Origin of the sequence: Leucobacter alluvii (genome assembly GCF_039530485.1) — a bacterium.
Classification (GTDB): domain Bacteria; phylum Actinomycetota; class Actinomycetes; order Actinomycetales; family Microbacteriaceae; genus Leucobacter; species Leucobacter alluvii.
This window is the reverse complement of the sequence record NZ_BAAAOP010000005.1, coordinates 329,605-348,673: the sequence shown is the minus strand read 5'-3', so window position 1 is coordinate 348,673 and position 19,069 is coordinate 329,605. Positions and strand designations below refer to the sequence as shown.

The 19,069-nt window shown below is 64.0% G+C and carries 17 protein-coding genes and 1 pseudogene; 11 read left to right on the top strand and 7 right to left on the bottom strand.

Annotated features, from left to right (window positions below; genetic code table 11):
* Window positions 1-51 precede the first annotated feature (51 nt).
* The 6 genes from ABFX18_RS06110 to ABFX18_RS06085 all read left to right on the top strand — a co-directional run bounded on the left by ABFX18_RS06110 (window position 52) and on the right by ABFX18_RS06085 (window position 6,857).
* Complete coding sequence (locus ABFX18_RS06110; RefSeq protein WP_346057748.1) at window positions 52-2,091, top strand: heavy metal translocating P-type ATPase; 2,040 nt, start codon at window positions 52-54, stop codon at window positions 2,089-2,091.
* Window positions 2,092-2,106: 15 nt separating this feature from the next.
* Entirely contained in the window at window positions 2,107-2,538 is a 432-nt protein-coding gene (locus ABFX18_RS06105; RefSeq protein ID WP_346057747.1) for a cupin domain-containing protein, read from the top strand.
* A 35-nt stretch (window positions 2,539-2,573) separates the two neighbouring features.
* Window positions 2,574-3,479 (top strand): NADP-dependent oxidoreductase, encoded by a 906-nt coding sequence (locus ABFX18_RS06100; protein ID WP_346057746.1) that lies wholly within the window; start codon window positions 2,574-2,576, stop codon window positions 3,477-3,479.
* Between the two features lie 77 nt (window positions 3,480-3,556).
* Window positions 3,557-4,144, top strand: coding sequence for a class I SAM-dependent methyltransferase (locus ABFX18_RS06095; protein ID WP_346057745.1), 588 nt, complete (start codon window positions 3,557-3,559; stop codon window positions 4,142-4,144).
* Window positions 4,145-4,192: 48 nt separating this feature from the next.
* A complete protein-coding gene (locus ABFX18_RS06090; protein WP_346058011.1) occupies window positions 4,193-4,921 on the top strand; it encodes a Crp/Fnr family transcriptional regulator in 729 nt (242 codons plus the stop codon).
* A gap of 58 nt (window positions 4,922-4,979) precedes the next feature.
* Complete coding sequence (locus ABFX18_RS06085; protein WP_346057744.1) at window positions 4,980-6,857, top strand: heavy metal translocating P-type ATPase; 1,878 nt, start codon at window positions 4,980-4,982, stop codon at window positions 6,855-6,857.
* 22 nt (window positions 6,858-6,879) lie between these two features.
* Here ABFX18_RS06085 and ABFX18_RS06080 read toward each other — a convergent pair whose 3' ends face one another.
* The 3 genes and pseudogenes from ABFX18_RS06080 to ABFX18_RS14240 form a co-directional block, all read right to left on the bottom strand.
* Complete coding sequence (locus ABFX18_RS06080; RefSeq protein WP_346057743.1) at window positions 6,880-7,191, bottom strand: metal-sensitive transcriptional regulator; 312 nt, start codon at window positions 7,189-7,191, stop codon at window positions 6,880-6,882.
* 24 nt (window positions 7,192-7,215) lie between these two features.
* Window positions 7,216-9,345, bottom strand: coding sequence for a heavy metal translocating P-type ATPase (locus tag ABFX18_RS06075; protein ID WP_346057742.1), 2,130 nt, complete (start codon window positions 9,343-9,345; stop codon window positions 7,216-7,218).
* A gap of 38 nt (window positions 9,346-9,383) precedes the next feature.
* A pseudogene (locus ABFX18_RS14240) lies at window positions 9,384-9,615 on the bottom strand (hypothetical protein); the annotation flags it as partial.
* 589 nt (window positions 9,616-10,204) lie between these two features.
* Between ABFX18_RS14240 and ABFX18_RS06070 the strand changes: the two are divergent.
* On the top strand, window positions 10,205-10,627 hold the full coding sequence (locus ABFX18_RS06070) for a hypothetical protein (RefSeq protein ID WP_346057741.1): 423 nt from the start codon (window positions 10,205-10,207) through the stop codon (window positions 10,625-10,627).
* 611 nt (window positions 10,628-11,238) lie between these two features.
* Here the strand turns inward: ABFX18_RS06070 and ABFX18_RS06065 are convergent.
* Complete coding sequence (locus ABFX18_RS06065) at window positions 11,239-12,177, bottom strand: ThiF family adenylyltransferase (RefSeq protein ID WP_346057740.1); 939 nt, start codon at window positions 12,175-12,177, stop codon at window positions 11,239-11,241.
* Window positions 12,177-12,947: a hypothetical protein gene (locus ABFX18_RS06060; protein WP_090148311.1), complete on the bottom strand. Its 771-nt coding sequence runs from the start codon at window positions 12,945-12,947 to the stop codon at window positions 12,177-12,179. The genes ABFX18_RS06065 and ABFX18_RS06060 overlap by 1 nt, the downstream gene beginning before the upstream one ends.
* 196 nt (window positions 12,948-13,143) lie before the next feature.
* On the opposite strand from ABFX18_RS06060, the gene ABFX18_RS06055 reads away from it, so the two are divergent.
* Entirely contained in the window at window positions 13,144-14,061 is a 918-nt protein-coding gene (locus ABFX18_RS06055; protein WP_346057739.1) for a hypothetical protein, read from the top strand.
* 42 nt (window positions 14,062-14,103) lie between these two features.
* On the opposite strand, the gene ABFX18_RS06050 is transcribed toward ABFX18_RS06055, so the two are convergent.
* Complete coding sequence (locus ABFX18_RS06050) at window positions 14,104-16,428, bottom strand: putative bifunctional diguanylate cyclase/phosphodiesterase (protein WP_346057738.1); 2,325 nt, start codon at window positions 16,426-16,428, stop codon at window positions 14,104-14,106.
* A gap of 142 nt (window positions 16,429-16,570) precedes the next feature.
* Here ABFX18_RS06050 and ABFX18_RS06045 point away from each other — a divergent pair, with 142 nt between their 5' ends.
* From ABFX18_RS06045 to ABFX18_RS06035, 3 genes are read left to right on the top strand one after another with little or no spacing between them, the layout of a single operon-like run.
* Complete coding sequence (locus ABFX18_RS06045; protein ID WP_346057737.1) at window positions 16,571-16,918, top strand: metallopeptidase family protein; 348 nt, start codon at window positions 16,571-16,573, stop codon at window positions 16,916-16,918.
* Window positions 16,909-17,217, top strand: coding sequence for an ATP-dependent Clp protease adapter ClpS (gene clpS, locus ABFX18_RS06040; RefSeq protein ID WP_346057736.1), 309 nt, complete (start codon window positions 16,909-16,911; stop codon window positions 17,215-17,217). Before ABFX18_RS06045 ends, clpS begins: the two co-directional genes overlap by 10 nt.
* Entirely contained in the window at window positions 17,214-17,828 is a 615-nt protein-coding gene (locus ABFX18_RS06035) for a DUF2017 family protein (protein ID WP_200329261.1), read from the top strand. The genes clpS and ABFX18_RS06035 overlap by 4 nt, the downstream gene beginning before the upstream one ends.
* Window positions 17,829-17,835: 7 nt before the next feature.
* Here ABFX18_RS06035 and dinB read toward each other — a convergent pair whose 3' ends face one another.
* The gene (gene dinB, locus ABFX18_RS06030; RefSeq protein WP_346057735.1) at window positions 17,836-19,053 is read right to left on the bottom strand and encodes a DNA polymerase IV; all 1,218 of its coding nucleotides are present in this window, start codon (window positions 19,051-19,053) and stop codon (window positions 17,836-17,838) included.
* Window positions 19,054-19,069 lie beyond the last annotated feature (16 nt).

Genomic DNA, 19,069 nt, shown 5'->3' with positions numbered 1-19,069 from the left:
CCAAACGGCTCCTAACGCACTAAGTTCACCAATTCGAAAGGCGGCACATTCGTGAACGCGTTCCGTAAGTGGCGGTATGGCAACTGGTTCATTCCCGTTGTCTCGGGCCTCCTCATTCTCGTGTCGTTCGGCGTCGAAAAGCTCTTCGGCGGCAGCTGGAACGTCACGGTCGGTCCGCAATGGTGGATCGACGCTGGCGAACACGCCCACGGTTCTGGTCATGTGTTTACCCTTGCGAACGCGTTCATGCTCGCCGCAGCAATTGTCGCGGGGTACGGAATCGTCGTGAAGGCCGTCCGGGCACTGCTCGTAAAGTTCATCAGTATCGACCTGCTCGTATCGATTGCAGCGATCGGCGCGACACTCATCGGCAACTTCTGGGAAGCTGCCGCCGTGACGTTCCTCTTCGCGATCGGTCACGCACTCGAAGCCGGCACGATGAACAAGACCCGTGCAGCGCTCGCTGAGTTGGTCTCGGTGGCCCCCGACGTTGCAGTCGTGATGCGCGACGGTGAGCAGGTCGAGATCGCCGCACATCAGGTGCGCATGGGCGAGATCGTGCTCGTAAAGAACGGAGCGAAAGTTCCCGTCGACGGGCAGGTCGTGTCAGGCACCGGAGCGATCGACGAGGCATCGATCACGGGTGAGTCGATCCCTGTCGAAAAGACGAAGTCAGATCACGTGTTTGCGGGCACGATCTCGCGGGGCGGATTCCTACAGGTCATGGCGACCGGCATCGGAGCCGACACGACGCTCGCGCGCATCATTCACCGTGTCGAAGAAGCGCAGGATGCGAAAGCGAAAACGCAGGCATTCATCGACCGATTCTCGAAGTGGTACACGCCCGCGGTGATGGTACTCGCGCTTGCGGCGGGCCTCATCTCTGGTGACGTAGTGCTCGGCCTCACGTTGCTCGTGATCGGTTGCCCGGGCGCGCTCGTCATCTCGATTCCCGTGGCGATCGTAGCGGGAATCGGCCGCTCGGCCCGCAACGGGATTCTCATCAAGGGCGGCGAGTACCTCGAAACCTCGGCCAAGATCTCGGCCGTCGCAGTCGATAAGACGGGGACTCTCACCGAGGGCCGCCCGGTACTCACCGACATCGTTGTGCTCAATTCTGAAGCGGATCGGCGCGAGGTGCTTCGCTGGGCAGCCGCCGCAGAAGCAGGGTCCGAGCACCCACTTGCCCGCCCGATCCTCGACACCGCACGAGAAGAAGGAGTGGCCCCCGAGGGCCTTCCGGGATCGGTCACACCGGTCGTGGGCAAGGGGATCGTGGCCGACGCTCACGGCAAGCGGGTACTCATCGGTAACGTGCCGCTGCTCGAACAGTACGGGATCGTGAACGACGCGGGGGCGGCTGTGGCTGCGAACAAACTGGCAGCGGCAGGCAAGACCCCCATGATTGTCGCGGTCGATGAGAGCGTGCTTGGCGTAATCGGTGTCGCAGATACGATCCGCGAGGATGCCCCCGAGATGATCAGGCGCTTGCACGCTAGCGGGGTGCAGAAGGTGGTGATGCTCACCGGAGATACGCGCCTTGTCGCCGAAGCCATCGGTGAGGCGGTCGGTATCGATGAGATCCATGCTTCGTTGCTACCCGAGGACAAGCTCGACGCTGTCGCGCGGTTGCAGCGCGAGGGGCACACGGTCGCGATGGTGGGCGACGGCGTGAACGACGCCCCGGCCCTCGCGACCGCCGACATTGGTGTTGCCATGGGTGCAGCGGGCTCAGCGGTGGCCGTGGAGACGGCAGACATTGCCCTGATGGGCGACAACCTCTTGAAACTGCCCGAAGCAATCAGCCTCGCCAAACGCACCGTGAACGTCATGCACCAGAACATCTGGATCGCGCTCATCACCGTTGTCGTGCTGCTCGTCGGGGTCTTCGCAGGGGGTGTCACGATGGCTATCGGCATGCTCGTGCACGAGGGATCGGTGCTCATCGTAATCCTCAACGCGATGCGCCTGCTGCGCAACACCCAAGGAGCCACTGCGTTGTCGAGGAGTGAACGCGCCCGAGCCGCACATGAAACAGGCCGCCCGGTCGAACCAGCCACGGCCCAGAGTTCATCCGAACTTCCATCTTAAGAAAGGACCACACACATGAGTGAGAACCAGTTCAGCGTCGGCGAGAAGGCGACGCACTTCATCATCGACGAGGTCGCGAAAGCAAACACGAATTTTCGTCAGGTGCTCTGGACGGGAAAGCATTCCCAACTCGTTGCGATGACGATTCCGGTGGGCGGGGAGATCGGCGAGGAGGTGCATGACACCACCGACCAGTTGCTGAGTTTTGTGTCGGGCAGCGGAGAGGCCGACCTTGACGGCGAGACGCACACCGTTGATGCTGGCGACCTGTGCGCTGTCCCGGCCGGTACTCGCCACAACTTCCGCAACACTGGCGATGAGCCTTTGGTGCTCTACACCGTCTATTCACCTCCGGAGCACGCAATTGACGCGGAGTATGCCACGAAGGAACTCGCTGATGCGGCAGAGGCTTCGGGTGAAGACGCTCCGCCACAGGCAACCACGTAAGTGTCACTCACCTGGAGAACGAGGAGAAGTCAATAATGTCGAAAGCGCTGGTCTTCGCCGCCTATGGCGGCCCCGAGACGCAGGAACTCGTTGAACGCCCGGCTCCGGCGCCTGGGCCTGGAGAGCTCGCGATCGAAGTGAAAGCGGCCGGGGTGAACCCTGCTGACTGGAAGATCCGTGCGGGGCAGATGGGCTCCCACTGGTCGCTTCCCGCACCGATGGGCCGAGAGGCCTCCGGTGCCGTCACCGCCGTAGGCGCAGAGGTCGAGAACTTCGCTGTCGGTGACATGGTGCTCGGCCTCGCGGCCAAAGGACAGGGAACGTTCGCGAAGCACACGGTGTTGGATGCGGCACAAACCGTCCAGAAGCCCGAAGAGCTTTCCTTTGCTGACGCTGCAGCACTGCCTGTCGCAGGGGCGACTGCGTATGACGTGACGCATCAGATCGAGCTGGAACCTGGTCAGACGATGCTGATTCTTGGCGCCGGAGGTGGGGTCGGGCTGATGGCGGCGCAGATCGGCAATGTGCACAAGTTCACGGTCATCGGTGTGGCCAGTGCAGCGAAGCAGGAACTGGTGGAGTCGACCGGTGCGACGTTCGTTGCCTCCGGGGAGGGTGCGGCTGACCGGGTGCGTGCCATCGCGCCGGAGGGTGTTGATGTGCTCATCGACCTGGTCGGTGGGCAGGCGCTTCGTGATCTCGCGGTCGTCGCCAAAGACCCGAGCGTCATCATCAGTACCGCAGACCCGACCACCGTGCAGCAACTCGGTGGCGTAGCGGTGGTGCGCACGCGTGAAGGGCTCGAGAAGGTCACCGGCGTCGCCCAGTACGGTCTCGTCGATCCGCAGGTGACGGACCGGTACAGTCTCGATCGGGCTGCGGAAGCCATCGCCATGGTGGAGGCCGGGCACACTGCCGGCAAAGTGATCATCGAACCATGACCCAGCGGCCTGAGGCACCGACGGACGCCGTATTCACAGCAGCACGGACGTCTGATCCTGTGGCCTCAATAAACCGGGTGGCCGATGCATACGGGTCGCCTGAGGTTGATATCGAGGGCATTCTCGGTGCCGAGATCTCACCGGATGACCCTGATCGTGCGGTCATCGAGCCGTGGGCCGCGGCAGTCGATGGCCCCATTCTCGATGTCGGCGCGGGTACCGGGCGTTGGACCGGTCACCTCGCACGCCTCGGACACGCGGTGGAAGGGCTCGAGCCATCGGATCGCCTCATCACGATTGCCCGAGCCAGACATCCCGCGGTTGTGTTCCATCACGATTCCATCGACGATCTCGCCCGTTGCGAGACCCGCTGGGGCGGGATCCTCGCCTGGTATTCGACCATTCACATGAGCTCAGAAGAGCTCCTACACGCGCTCGCAACACTGCGCACTCGGCTGGGTGACGGCGGATCGCTGCTGATGTCCTTTTTCGCGGGGCCGCGGCTAGAGGCATTCGACCATCCGATCGCCGCCGCATACCGGTGGCCGATGAACAAAATGGTCGAAGCCCTCACACACGCCGGTTTCGAGGTGATCGGGCAGCGCTCGAACCCGCGGACGCCCCACGCGCACATCACTGCACGCGCCACCCCTGGCTTCAGCTGAAGCGCGGGTGTTGTGCCACGAGTCGCCATACTAGAAGGGAAGGGAAGGATGCCGTTGGCTGTTTCAACCGATGTGGATGCTGATCCAGCAAATGATCTCTGCGTGGCCCGTGTACCACTGTTTCAAGGGCTCACACATGCGCAGCAAGTGGAAGTTGCGGGATTTGCACGTACCGTCCGATTAGACGCTGTCGAGCAGGCGTATACAGCAGGCTCGGACATGTCGCAGTTGATGGTGGTGCACACCGGTCAGGTGAAGATCGCTCGCACAAGTGCGGCTGGGCACGAGCAGGTGATCCGGGTCCTCGGGCCGGGCGACTTCATCGGAGAATCCGCGTTTCTCACCGGCACGAGACCCGATCACGCAGCAGAAGCGCTCGTGCATACCGAACTGTGCGTGTTCCGTCATGCCGATCTCGGGCGTCTCGTCGAGAAGCATCCGAGCATCGGGCTGCGCATGCTGCAAGGAGTGAGTCAGCGCTTGGATGATACTGAGGCGCGACTGGCTTCTGTCATCTCGGGAAACGTGAGCTCTCGTCTCGCCGATTACCTGCTCTCGCTCCCTGCGACGCCAGGGCCGCGAGGAGCCATCGACGTGACGCTGCCGCTCGCAAAGAAGGACATCGCTTCGCTCCTGTCCACGACACCAGAGTCCCTCAGTCGGCAACTTCGCAAACTCACCGACACCGGGGTGATCTCACAACAGGAACAGGGGCGGATCACGATCACTGATGTGACCGCGCTCACCGCACTCTCAACCCTCTCGAAGAGAGACTGAGAACAGCACCGTGCCAGCCCAGACCATCGCCCCACGTACCTCGGAAGCGTCACACGCAATGTCATCGACGGTGGAATTTCTTCGCAACCGCAAGCTCATGATGTTCGTGCTCGTCGGTTTGGCGACCGGGGTTATGCTCTGGCTGACCGGCGCAGAGATGGCTCTCGGGGTCACCGCATACTTGGTGCTCGGTATCGTGATCGTGATCACCGCGATCGACATGTTCAAAGATCTGATGCGCGGGCATTGGGGGCTCGACATTCTTGCGGTCATCGCCATGATCGCGACACTCGCCGTACAGGAATATGTCGCGGGGCTCATCATCGCGTTGATGCTCACCGGAGGGGAAGCACTCGAAGACCTCGCCGCTCGCCGCGCGAGCCGAGAACTCGACCAACTGTTGAACCGAGCCCCAGCATTCGCGGGTCGAATTCACCCGGTAACAGGTGAGGTCGAACGCATCGCGATCGAAGAGGTGAAAGTCGGCGACGAACTGCTGGTGCGCTCCTCAGAGATCCTCCCCGTCGACGGGGTGCTCCTATCGGATCACGCGACGATTGATGAATCATCCGTGACCGGTGAACCGATCCCGGTGAACTACCACGCGGGCGACCCACTGCTTTCTGGAACGGTCAACAGCACGACGAGCTTCACGATGCGCGCGCAGAAGGTGGCAGCCGATTCGAACTACGCCTCGATCGTACGGTTGGTCGAGGAGGCCGTGGACTCCCGGGCACCGATGGTGCGACTCGCCGACCGTTATGCGGTGCCGTTCACCATTGTGTCATTGCTGATTGCGGGCTTCGCGTGGTTTCTCAGCGGGGATCCGGTGCGATTTGCCGAGGTGCTCGTCGTGGCGACGCCGTGCCCGCTGCTCATCGCCACCCCGGTCGCGTTTATGGGCGGGATGAGTTCCGCGGCAAAGCTCAACGTCATCATCAAAGACGGTGGCGTGTTAGAGGTGCTCGCCCGGGTCCGTGCAGTCGCATTCGACAAGACCGGCACCTTGACCGAAGGTAAAGCCGACGTCGTCGAGATTCACCCTGCTGCTCGCACCGTAGACGAGACGCTGCAGCTCGCGGCCGCCGCCGAGCAGTACTCCGTGCACGTGTTCGCCGATCCGATCGTGGCATCGGCACGCACACAGCAACTTGAGCTTCCCGAAGTGGTGACGGCCGACGAGGTGGCAACAAACGGTGTCCTCGCCTCCCTGGCAGACGGCACTTCGGTGCGAGTGGGCAAGCCCTCATTTATCGAAGAGGTGACCGGGCCGATCGATCGACCCGTACTCTCAGCTGGGGAGACGGCCGTCTACGTATCGGTCGGTGACGAGCTCGCCGGAGTGATCATCTTGTCCGACCCGATTCGTGAGCAGTCTGCAGACACGGTGTCCCGTCTTCGCCGAGCAGGCGTAGCCGAGATCGCGATGGTGACCGGTGATATCACGTCGACCGCGGAGTCTGTCGCACACGCGGTCGACATTCAGACGGTGCACGCTGAGACCACTCCCCAGACCAAGGTGCGGATTGTGCAGGCGATGCGGCCGAGACCCGTACTCATGGTCGGCGATGGGATCAATGATGCCCCGGTGCTGGCGGCCGCCGATGTCGGTGTTGCGATGGCGGGCAGGGGTGCAACGGTCGCGAGCGAGTCAGCAGCGGCGGTGATCACCTCGAACGACATCGCGCGAGTGGCAGATGTGGCCTATGTCTCGCGGCGCACGGTGCAGATCGCCCTGCAGTCGATCTGGATGGGCATCATCATCTCAGTCGGTTTGATGCTCGTCGCCGCATTCGGCTATTTGCCGGCGGTGGTGGGAGCGCTGCTGCAAGAGATTGTTGACCTTGTGGCCATTCTGTCGGCGCTCCGCGCGCTCCGAGCGCACCGGGGTGCGCGGCGCGAGAGCCCTGCTCGGCGGGAAGTGCCGGTAGGCTAACCCGCGAGGCCGACTCACACAGTCACGATCGGATCAGCCGGTTGACCGCGGCAGTGGACTCCTGAATCTTCTCGTGGGCGGCCTCGTCGCTAAGCTTGGCGGCATCGAGCACACAGTGCTTCAGGTGATCATCGAGCAGCCCCGTCGCCACCCCCTGCAGCGAGCGGGTGAGCGCACTGACCTGGGTCAGAATGTGGACACAGTACTGCTCTTCGTCGATCGTGTTCGCGATGCCCCGGGCCAAACCTTCGATTCGTTTCATGCGCTGCAGGTAGCGCTTCTTATCGCCGATATACCCGTGGTGCGACGCGTGCGATTCAGTGGTTGATGACATGTGCTGATCCTGGGCTGCGTGAGGTCAGTTCGTGCGTTCGAGCACGGCGCGAGTGCTGGCTTCTGGACTGAGATCGATGCGGCGCAAGAGCTGGGCATTCAGCGCCACGACGATCGTCGACAGCGACATCAGAATCGCTCCGACCGACATCGGCAGCACGAACCCGACGCGGGCGAGCACCCCGGCGGCAAGCGGCACCGAAATCAAGTTGTACCCCGCCGCCCACCACAGGTTCTGTTTCATCTTGCGGTAGGCAGCACGTGAGAGTTCGATCACTGAGAGCACCGAACGCGGGTCAGAGCTGGCGAGGATCACCCCTGCCGACGCGATCGCCACATCGGTGCCCGCCCCGATAGCGATACCAACATCGGCTTGCGCGAGGGCGGGGGCATCGTTGACACCGTCGCCGACCATCGCGACAGCCGTGCCTTCGTGCTGCAACTCGGCCACCTTCGCGGCCTTATCTTCGGGGCGCACGCCCGCGAACACACGGTCGATACCGAGTTCGCGAGCAACCTCCCCCGCGACGGCTGCAGCGTCACCGGTGATCATCACGACCTCAACACCGAGCCGATGCAGTGCGGCGAGGGCATCGCGCGACTCCGGGCGAATCTCATCGGCGAGCTTCAGCCCGCCGATCATGATTCCGTCACGAACGACATGCAGAATGATGGCACCTTCGGCCCGCCAGGCATCGGCTGCACCGATCTCGGGCTGCCCGGTTTCTTCCAGAAGCCGGGGCCCACCGACCCGAATCTCGTGGCCGGCCACGGTGGCGGTGACGCCAACCGCCGGTGAAGAAGAGAACCCGGTGGCGGGTGCAAGGCTGAGGCCTCGGTCGCTCGCCGCGGCGACGATCGCTTTGGCGAGGGGGTGTTCGCTGTCGGCCTCGGCCGCGGCAGCCAGGGCCAGCAGGGCGTGCTCGTCAACATCGCCGACTGGCGCGACACCGGTGACAACCGGTTCGCCCTTGGTGAGTGTGCCCGTCTTGTCGAAGAGCACCGCGTCGACTTGGCGCATCGTCTCGAGCGCGAAACGATCTTTCACGAGCACCCCGCCGCGAGCCGCGCGCTCGGTGGCGATGGAAACCACGAGCGGAATCGCCAAGCCGAGCGCGTGCGGGCAGGCGATCACTAGCACGGTAATGGTGCGCATCACGGCCGCATCTGGGTCGCCCACGAGCATCCAAACGATCGCGGTGCTGACCGCTGCGGCGAGGGCGAACCAGAACAGCCACCCTGCAGCCCGGTCGGCGATGCGCTGCGCCCGAGACGACGAGTTTTGTGCGTCGGCGACGAGTCGGTTGATGCCGGCAAGTGTCGTGTCGTCTCCGATGGCGGTGACTCTGACCCGCAGCCCCGAATCGGTCGCGACCGTGCCGGCGGTCACCGCATCACCCTCGCTGCGGGTCGCGGGGAGCGATTCGCCGGTGATCATCGATTCATCCATGGCCGCACGTCCGTCAACAATCATGCCGTCGGCCGGCACGCTGCCGCCCGGGCGCACGATCACGAGATCATCAACGCGCAACTCCGCCGGGCTCACCGTGACGACCGTTTCACCCTCGACCCGCTCGGCTTCGTCGGGCAAAAGCGCAGCGAGGGAGTCGAGCGCAGAAGTGGTCTGGGCGAGCGAACGCATCTCGATCCAGTGCCCGAGCAGCATAATGACCACCAGCAGCGCGAGTTCCCACCAGAATTCGAGCTCGTGATGCAACAGCCCGAGTGTTGCGCCCCACGATGCGAGGAAGGCCACGGTGATGCCCAGGGCGATCAGCAGCATCATGCCCGGTTTGCGGGCCTTGATTTCGCTCACCGTGCCCGTCAAGAATGGGGAGCCGCCCCAGACATACATCACGGTGCCGATAACAGGTGCGATCCACGTGGCCCAGCCTGGTACTGAATAGCCGAGGATCATGGCAAACATTGGCGAGAACGCGACGACTGGCACCGCGAGCACGAGATTCACCCAGAACAGGCGCCGAAACTGTGCCACATGATCGCCGTGGCTGCCGTGACCGCAGTGGCCCATATGGCCAGCGTGACCACCGTGATCCTCGTGCCCAGTGCGCTCGTGGTGCTCGTGGTGCTCGTGGTGCTCGTGGCCACTGTGAGGCCCGTGGTCGTGCCCGTGGCCCGAGTGTGGCTTCGTCATGGGTGTCTCCTCTCGGCTGGGCGACCGGGCCCGGTGTGCTAGGCAGCCTGCTTGGTGATGGACGTGAAGCCGCGCAGACGCAGGCTGTTGCCAACCACGAAGACGCTCGAGAACGCCATCGCCGGCGATCATTGGGTTGAGCATACCGAACGCTGCGACCGGAATCGCTGCCACGTTATAGGCGAACGCCCAAGACAGGTTCGTCTTGATGGTGCCGAGCGTCTTGTGTCAGAGTCGGATCACATCGACAGCGCTCCGCAGATCGCCGCGCTACTGCCTTTACTCACCGACCTTCAAGCAGTTCGTCTTCCGACCCAGACTTGTAGAGCGAATGGCAGAAGCTGTTGAGAAGTACCAAGCGCTACTTTGCCGTGCGCCGGTCGAAAAAGGTTCGGTCAAAGTCTGACGGGTTGCAGAGGAGATCGAGTGCCGTCGCACTGGCGGCGTGACTAGAACTGTCACCTATCCGTGCAGCACTCCCGTCTGTGCGTTCGGCTCACTTAGCTGGACAGGCAGCACTTGAACTTGCTGGTCTTGATTCTGCCGAGTTGCCGACTCTTGCAACGGCAAGTGATGTAGATCCGGCAGCAGTAGTTCTGGTTACACCGTCCGAATGTCGAGCGTAGGGTGGCAGTTGGAAGTTGATTGGCCAGGCGTGATAGAGGCGGGACTTCTCAGGGAGAGTCACGTCGACAACATCAACCGTCTTGCGGACGTTGCCAGAGTCGGCAATTGGGAGGCGGTATTTCGTCTTCTTGATCGAGAGCGATTTCTGAGCGTAAATCAATAGAGAATCGCTGGTGACTCTTGGTTCACACCACTTCACCAGGCAGCTTGGCTCGGCGCCTCATCGGAGGTCGTGGATGAACTCATCCGCCGCGGAGCATGGCGTTCGTTACGGAACGCTGAAGGCGATCGTCCAATCGTTATTGCTTTGAAACGCAATCATCAGCATCTTGCTGATGCTCTGACCGTGCGTGATCTGAGCGACAACCAGTTGCGAAAGTTTGCTGCATGGGACAAGCACCTATCTGAACTGATTCAGGAACGTACCGAGTCTTTGGAGCCCGTAAAGATTCGGCCAATCCCTTCCGAGATCATCGCGTTGGAGACATTGGACAATCTGTACTTTGGTTATCCAGGTATGTACGGCGGCTTCTCGATGTCGATATTCAAGGGTCGATTGCTGGTTGAGAGTTGGAGCCGAGTCGTTGACGGCTCAGGCCAGGCCCATGTCATTACCGAGAGCGGTTGTGTGCTTGTCGAGGAAGGCTTCGTTTAAATTCTCATGGTCGAGGCTTGATCGACGAGTGCACCAGCTGCGACTAAGGAGATGCGAACCTGCTTACGGTCGACACCGAGAGTGCGTGAGATAGCGCGCATTGAGATGCCACCGCCGTGCAGCTTCACTATCTCTGCGGCTTCCTCGATTGTGAGGCCGTGCTGGCGGCGCACGACGTTGCTCCGGGTGAGATGCTTCGAGACGGTTGCACGGTGCACACCATACTTCTGAGCGAGGTATCCGACGCTGAAACCAGTGAGGTAATCGTCGACAAGTCGATCTACTTCTGCGGGGGTGAGAAAGGTTTGAGGTTTTCCAATCCTCCTTACGCAAGGCCCTCGTACGTCGTGAATCGGGGTATTATCGGCCCGCTGCGATACCCGGTATACCCCTCGTTTCCAGCGAGAAATCAACGATTTCAGCTTCGGGGTGGGGTTTGAGAACTTTCTACGCAGGGACCCCAAGTAGTACCGAGGCCCGCCTCGCGCATTCACGGATCAGATCCGGCGCGAGGCGGGCCTCGTTCGTGTTGTGCGTCCAGGCGTAATGTGCGTCCAGGCGTGCCGTGCGCCCACGCCCCCGGCGTATGCCGGCAGGGGCGCAGACGCTCGCTAGGAGCGCCTGCGCGTGATGTCGGCGACCGTGTAGCTGCCGAGCGGATTCAGATTCAGCTTCTGCCTCGCAGCGGCCACGAGCAGACCCAGCACGTGCGGGGCGCGCCCCGCCCGCACGATGCGGGTGCGGAGACGATAGGCGTCAGTGTAGGCGATCCGGGGCGCCCAGATCGGAGAACGGCGATGATTCGCCACCCCAGCAGTCAGATGCAGAAACGCCTGCGCGCTGCCGATCGCTGACGCCGCGTCCACGCCGATCGAGATCGACGGCAGGGAGGCCGGCTCGTGGCCATCCTCCCCCGCAACCGCACGCAACGATCGCAGGTCGGTGTAGGGCGGGATGTACGGCAGGCACCGAGCGAGATCCACTCCCGCTTCCGCGATCTCGTCGAGCGGCATCTCCGCGTCGAACCCCATGAATCGTTCGAACGTCCAGGGAGAAGCCGGAGCGAACGATGTGACCTGCGCGGCGAAGCCGACGTTCATGACGAGGAGATCTGGAATGCCCTGCATTCGCGCTCGACGCGCGATGAGCGATCCGATCTCCGGCTTCGTGAGCTCCGACTCGTCGAGCACCAGGGAGGCGCCCTGCATGAAGTCCGCGATGTTCTCCGGGATCACGCCATCGAAGAAGGTGCGCACCTCCGCGTCCGGGTTGATGTCGAGCACGCGCTCCCGAAACACCTCGGCCTTGCGCCGGCCCAGCGTCGCCGTGCTCGCGCCCTCGACGCGATTCACGTTCTCCAATTCGAACACCTCGGGGTCAGCGACGCTGAACGACGCGACTCCCATGCGGGCCAGCTTGACGCCCAGTTGGAAGCCGTCTCCTCCGACCCCTGCGATGGCGACCCGAGACTCGACGAGCGCGCGCTGCTCGTCTTCGCTCCAGAAGCCGTAGTTGCGAGAGAACTGCGGAGCCTCGGTGCCCAGACGCATCACCGCGGCTGCTCGGTGAGCGCGCGCTTCGGGGCGCGGCCGACGTAGGTCATGGCGCCGTCTTCGGCCCGGTACTGATCGATGAATCCGCCCTGGCGAGCATTCACGCGCTCCGTGGAGGCGGGAATGTCGATCTCGATCGGGAGATTGTAGTCGAGGTAGTGCTCCACGTACCTGGGCTCGCCGATGCGCGAAATGGCGATCGTTCCGCGCAGATGGCGTTCGAGCCACGGCTCGATGATCGCGAATGTGCGCTCCAACGCGTGGTTCGCCTCGTACGCGAGCATGACCGCGAACAGATGCCACTGCACCAGCTCCTGCATGACGGCGTGCTCATGGCGCGCGATCACTCGCGAGACCTCGACGCTGCGCGGAGTCAGCCCATCGTCGGTGAACGAGTCCGGGCAGAACTCCTCGACGGGCAGTGGGCTTTCGTCGCCCCGCACGATCAGCCGTGAGACTCCCACGACGCGCACGCCCTCGACGTGGTTCTCGAAGACTGCGAACGTCACGGAGCGTGCGTCGTCGCTATCGCGATCCGTACCGTCCGGCTGGATCTCGCTCTCATCGAGCTGTCCCGTCTGGTCGACGTAGACCTTGCGCCGCAGCACGAAGTGCGCGAGATACTCGGCCTCGAGCCCGGGGCGAGCGACGTCGTTCTCTGCGATGATGCCGACGCACATGCGCGCGGTCGGGTGATCGACGAAGAGCGAGGAGCCGATCACCGGGATAACGTCGTGGTTCGTCACGGAACGGTCGATATGGGACAACGCCGGGGATCCTCCTGTTAGCGCGGCCTGCTGCACCGCGGATACGTCATTGAATGCCCGGGTGTGACCTCGAACGACTCGTGTAAGTCTTATTGTGCCCGAATCGCCGTTCTTCGCGCATCGCTTCCGCCGCCCGGCGAGTCGCGGATGCGCGAAGGAGCCCCATTCGATGGCGACGGAAGCGGGATGCTAGCATATGTGCACTACTGACGTCGAAATTGGGGGAACGGTGCAGGCAGACGGCTGGAACCGCGGGAGCAGTGTTCGATCTCGCTCGACGACCGACGACCTGGGCGCGAAAGTCCTGCTCAGCGCAGTGAAGCACGTCGAGACCGTCGGACTCTCCCTCGGCGTCTCGCAAGAACTCATCGACCAGATCTGCTCGGACGCCGGTGTCTCAGCGAAGCAGTTCGCGCAGGTGTGGTCGTCTCCTGACGCTTTCATGGCGGATCTTTTCTGCGAACTCGCGAACCAGGCGCAGATCGACCGCGCTGATACCGAAACGCTGTTGACGACGTGGCAGTACCTCAGCATGCGCACCGACGACCTGCACACGCTCGAAGGTCGGCGCAGCGTGTTGAACGACATCATTCGCACCGCCGCGGAGTACAACTTCGAGGTCATCACGGCATCGAGCAAGTGGCGCACGTACGCGGCGCTCTCGACCACCATCGTGGCCTGGCCGGAAGGACCCGCGCGGACGCGTGTACTGGACGCGTTGCAGGCGAGCGAGCTCTCGTTCGTCGAGACGATGGAGAACTTCTACCGCAACGTCCTCCCCACGGTCGGGTATCGCCTGAAGCCGATGTTCCACAACGATTACCAGCCGTTCGTCGTCGCTGCGGCCTCAGTGATCGAGGGCCTGGGCATCGTTCGCGCGACCGTCCCCGCCCTCGTCGAGGCGCATTTCGACGGGTCGTCTGCGGGCGCCGATGGGAACGCTGATGAGCAGGCGCAGGAAGACTCCTGGTCCGTGTCAGCGCTCGCGTTCATGGGTGTCGTCGATGCCTTCATCGAACCGGATCCGCACTTCGTCCCGACGGAGGCCATCTCGCGCCTCAGCTCGGGCGTCGATGTCACTCCCCCGTCGCCCGAGGCCGACGCGGCGTACTGACCTGCATCGGCCGCTGACCGCTGCCGACGTACTGGGCGGCGACTACGCGATCTCCGCGCGCGTGCCGGTGCGACGGAGCCGGTCGCGCGTCAGCGCGAACGACTGCGGCCGGCCGTAGTAGTAGCCCTGCACGCTGCGCACGCCGAGCGCTCGCAGCGTCTCCGCTACGGCGGCGCTCTCGATGCCTTCGACGACGACGGTATGACCGAGATTATCGCCGAAGCCCTGCAGCGCTTTGATGAGCTCCCGCTGCCTGGAGTCGTCGAGGTTGCCGATCAGGCTCTTGTCTATCTTGAGGATGTTCATCGGGAAGTGGACCAGAGCCCCGACGGACGAGTCGTCCGAGCCGTAGTCGTCGAGCGCGATGATCAGGCCGGCGGCTTGCAGGTTCTCCGCATCGCGACGGAGCTCGTCGGTGACGGAACGCAGGGAGCGCTCGTTGAGTTCGATGCAGAGGGTCACGTCGGGGTGCGTCTGCGCCGCCTCGCGAAGATACGGTCCGAGCTCGGAGTCGCTGATCTGGCCGAGGTCGAGGTTGACGGTCATGCAGGTGATGCTGGGCTCCAGCCTGCGGAACTGCTCGGCCGCTTGCAGAGCCTTCGTGATCACCTGCTCCGTCAGCGCGTTCATGAGCCCCAGGCTCTTCGCGCGGGCGATGAGCGATGGAGCCGAGATCGGACCCAACTCAGGATCGACGTATCGCGTCAGGGCCTCGAACGCCCAGATCTTGCCGGTCGAGATGTCGACGATGGGTTGGAAGGCGAGCATGAGCCGATTGCACTCGATGGCTCGGGCCACGATGTCGTTGAGCCGTGTCGAACGGTGCGACGAGATGCTCACCGTGCTTCCGGCGACGATCGTCCCCTGCCGACGGGAGCGTTTCGCCTGGAGCATCGTACGGTCCGCATCCTCGACGAGGGACTGAGCGTCGATCTCACGGTGGCTCGAGAAGGCTAGACCGGCGCTCACCAGCGGCGTCAGATCGTGCCCCTCGAGGTCCAGGCGCTCGCTCACCGCGGCGATGACGCGGTCGGCGGCCTCTTTGGCCTGATCGATCGAGACGAGGCCGGTGAAGATGACGACGAACTCGTCGCCTCCGACACGGGAGACGAAATCGCCGCCGCCCGACGATCGTTCGAGGCGCACCGCGATGGCTTGGAGGAGCGCGTCTCCGGCGCGGTGACCGAAATTGTCGTTGAGCTTCTTGAAGTCATCGAGATCGATGAACAGCAGCGCGATGCCTTCGTGGTAGGGGCGGTGCTCGTTCGCGTCGATCAGTGCCTGCTGGAACGCCCCGTAATTCGGCAGGCCCGTGAGCGGGTCGGTGTTGGCCCGCTGCTCGAGCGAGTCGACTTCGTACTGCATGCGGGCCGCCTCGCTCGCCAGGTGGGCGAGTGAGACCAGGGCACGCTCGTCGTCCCGGCTGAAGGCGCTGCCGCCGAGCTTGCGCGAGGCCACGAGGTACTGCTCCGATCCTGCGGCGAGGCTCACCGGGGCGCCGATCTCATCGCTCTCGGGAGGTGAGTCCCGCAGTTCGACGGCGTTGGCGCGCACGATCCCTCTCGCGCGGTTCAGCAGCGCGGTCCCCAGCGCCTCACCGCTCTCCGTCGGGAGTTCGATCGCGGCATCCACCACCGCGGAGAGACGGGACTCGATGTCGTCCGAGCGCGAGCGCTGCGCGAGCACGTAGAAGATGGAACCGGCGAGCAGCACGACGAACGGCGTGAAGCTGACATCGGGGTCGCCCTCGATCCACGAGATGACGGTCGCATCGATGTAGTGAATCAGTGTGGCGGTGAGCGAGACCACGGCCACGAGCAGGACCAGCCGGCTCGGTTTCACCGAAGACGCGCTCACGCCGCGGTCCACCTCCTCGCGGCCCCATTGGCGGGCGAACTCGCCGAGCAGCGCGACGCCGTAGAACGCCATGGTCGCGGCGACGAAGCTCGGGAGCAACCACACCCCGAGCGCGTCGAGCCCGTTGCGCACTGCGACGAAGGCGACTGCCCCGACGGTGGCGAGCCCTGTCGTGTACAGCGCCAGCCACAGGTTTCGTCGAAGGGAGATCTGCGCGATCAGGACTCCCATCGTCCAGATGCACACACCGATGAACGGAGCCTCGGTGAGCGGCTCGATCGAGAGCATCACGATCGAGACGCCGGCTTGCGGGAACCCGCGGTCGTAGCCGATGCGGATGTGGAAGGGCCCGCAGATGATGACGCTTGCGATGACGGCGAGTACCAGCGTCCACGAGGACGGCGCCGTCCCGATGAGATGCGCGATGCCGGTGCCGATCGCGATGAGCGCGAAGACGATGAACGGTGCAGCGAATACGGTGTCACCCTTCGCCACTCCAGAGCGCTTCACTGCGACCACTTTCCTCCCCATGTTCGGCGCATTCCCCTGCTTCAGTGCATGAACGCGGCAGCTCATTATGTCACGCACCGGGCGCCCGGTTTTCGCGCAATGTTCCACGACGCCGCAGAGGGGTTCTGTGTAGGGTGAAGACATGCTCGACATCTCACACGAGGAGTTCGAATCGCTGGTCGCCGACGGCCTCGACTCGTTGCACGACGACATGCTCGCGCAGCTCGACAACGTGATCTTCCTGGTCGAGGACCGCCCGTCGGACGGGAACGAGATTCTCGGCGTGTACGAGGGCTTCTCACTCGCCGAGCGGGGAGTCTACGGGTACGGCGAGGAGCCGGACCGCATCATCTTGTTCCGAGAGAACCTGCTGGGCCACTGCTCCGATCGATCGGATCTCGTCCACGAGATCCGGGTGACCCTCGTGCACGAGATCGCGCACTTCTACGGCATCACCGAGGAGCGCATCCACGAACTCGGGTGGGGCTGATGTCGGCGGCGCAGCCGGAGGCGCAGACGCGGCGTCTCGGCGAACCGGCGCATCTGGAGTCTCCGGTGTGGCAGACCGTCGTTTGGGACGATCCGGTCAATCTCATGTCGTACGTCGCGTTCGTGTTCCAGAAGCACTTCGCGTTCACGCGAGATCGCGCTGAGGAGCTCATGCTGCAGGTGCATCAGACCGGAAGCGCGGTCGTGGCCGAGGGCTCGCGGGAGACGATGGAGATGCATGTGGAGGCGATGCACGGATACGGCCTCTGGGCGACGGTGCGGCGGGCGGGCGAACTGTGAAACTCCTGCCTCTGCCCGATCATGGCCTGCGGCTCCTGCTCGACCACGACGAGGCGGCCATGCTCGACCAGCTCATCGCGCAGCTCATCCAGTTGCTGCAGAGTCACAGCGGCACTGCACTCGACCCGGATCCCCTGTTCGCGAGCCTCGAAGTGGGCGGCTCAGACTCGACCCCAGACGATCCGGCGCTCGCCCGCCTCTTCCCAGACGCCTACGAGCAGGATGCGGAAGCAGGCGCGTTTCGCAGCGTCACCGAGCAGGGGCTGCTCAATCGGAAGCTGCAGGACGCAATGGACGTCACGGCCGCTCTGGGGCTCGGGGGCGGGGCCCCCGACGACACGGCGCTGGTCGAGGTGGACATCTCCCCGACGACGCTTCCCGCATGGGTGCGCACCGTCACGGCGCTCCGCCTCGCGATCGCTGCGCGCATCGGTCTCGACGAGCCCGATGACCGGCCGCGGCTCCTCGATGACGAGGAGACTCGAGGCACCGTGCTCGTGTTCGATTGGCTCGCCGCGATTCTCGAATCGGTGCTCGCCATCGTCGAGTCGGGTGAACCGGAATCCGCCGGCACGCATCCCGATGCCGAGCCGACGCCCGGCGACGACTGAGGCCGCTTCAGCCCGGCGTCTCAAGGGAACGCGGATCGACGACGGAGCCTCTTCCCGTCAGCAGGCTGGCCGAGGTCACCCCGGAGGCGCCGAACCGCTCACGAACCTCGTCCACGGCCTGATCGACGGCTCGCCAGCCGTCGTCTTCGCTCCAGAGCGCAGCGATATCGCTGCCTGCGGGCAGCAGCTGCTCGGCCCTGACGCCGATGAGCCGCACTGCGCGTCCGCCGCGATCGAGCCCGTCGAAGAGTTCCCGTGCGGTGTGATAGATCCGCTGCGTCGCATCCGTCGCCTCCGAAAGGGTGCGCGAACGCGTGATGGTCTCGAAATTGCCCCAGCGAACCTTGATGGAGATCGTCCGCGCCTCGGCCCCGGCTCCGCGCAGGCGCTCGCCCGTGCGCGTGGCGAGCCGCAGGAGCTCGCGCTGCAGCGCTCCAGCGTCTGAGACGTCGTGCGCGAACGTCTCCTCGTGCCCGATGCTCTTCTCCGAGCGAGTGGTCACGATGCGCCGCGCGTCTCGGCCATTCGCCAACTCGTGCAGCCGCCGTGCGCTCGCCCCGCCGACGATTCGTTCGAGCGAGTGGATCGGTTCACGGGCGAGCTCCCCCACGGTCCGAATCGCACGCGCGTGCAGTGCCCGTTCCGTCGCCTGCCCGACACCCCACATCGCTCCGATCGGCAACGGGTGCAAGAACTCGAGGGTGCGATGCGGAGGGATTTCGAGGATGCCGTCAGGTTTTGCGCGCTGCGACGCGAGCTTCGCGACGAACTTCGTCCCGGCGAGACCCACCGAAGCGGGCAGGCCCGTGCGCTCGCGCACCCGCTCGCGGATCGCACGGGCGATCTCCACCGGCTGCCCGAAGAGCCGTACGGTGCCGGCGACGTCGAGAAACGCCTCGTCGATGCTCAGCGGTTCGACGAGCGGAGTGAATTCCTGGAACACGGCCATCACCGCCTTCGAAGCGCTGCGGTACTTCGCGTAGACGGGCTCGACGAGCACGAGCTGCGGGCAGAGCTGTTTGGCGCGAGCGACGGGCATCGCCGAACGCACCCCGAACCGGCGCGCCTCGTAGCTGGCGCTCGACACCACGGAACGCGCGGTGTCGTGCGCGGCCGCCACTGGCAGCCCCACGAGTTCCGGGCGTTCGAGCAATTCCACCGACACGAAGAAGGAATCCATGTCGACGTGCAGCACGGAGGCGATCTCTCGCGGCGAATCGAACATGTGTACTATTCCACCA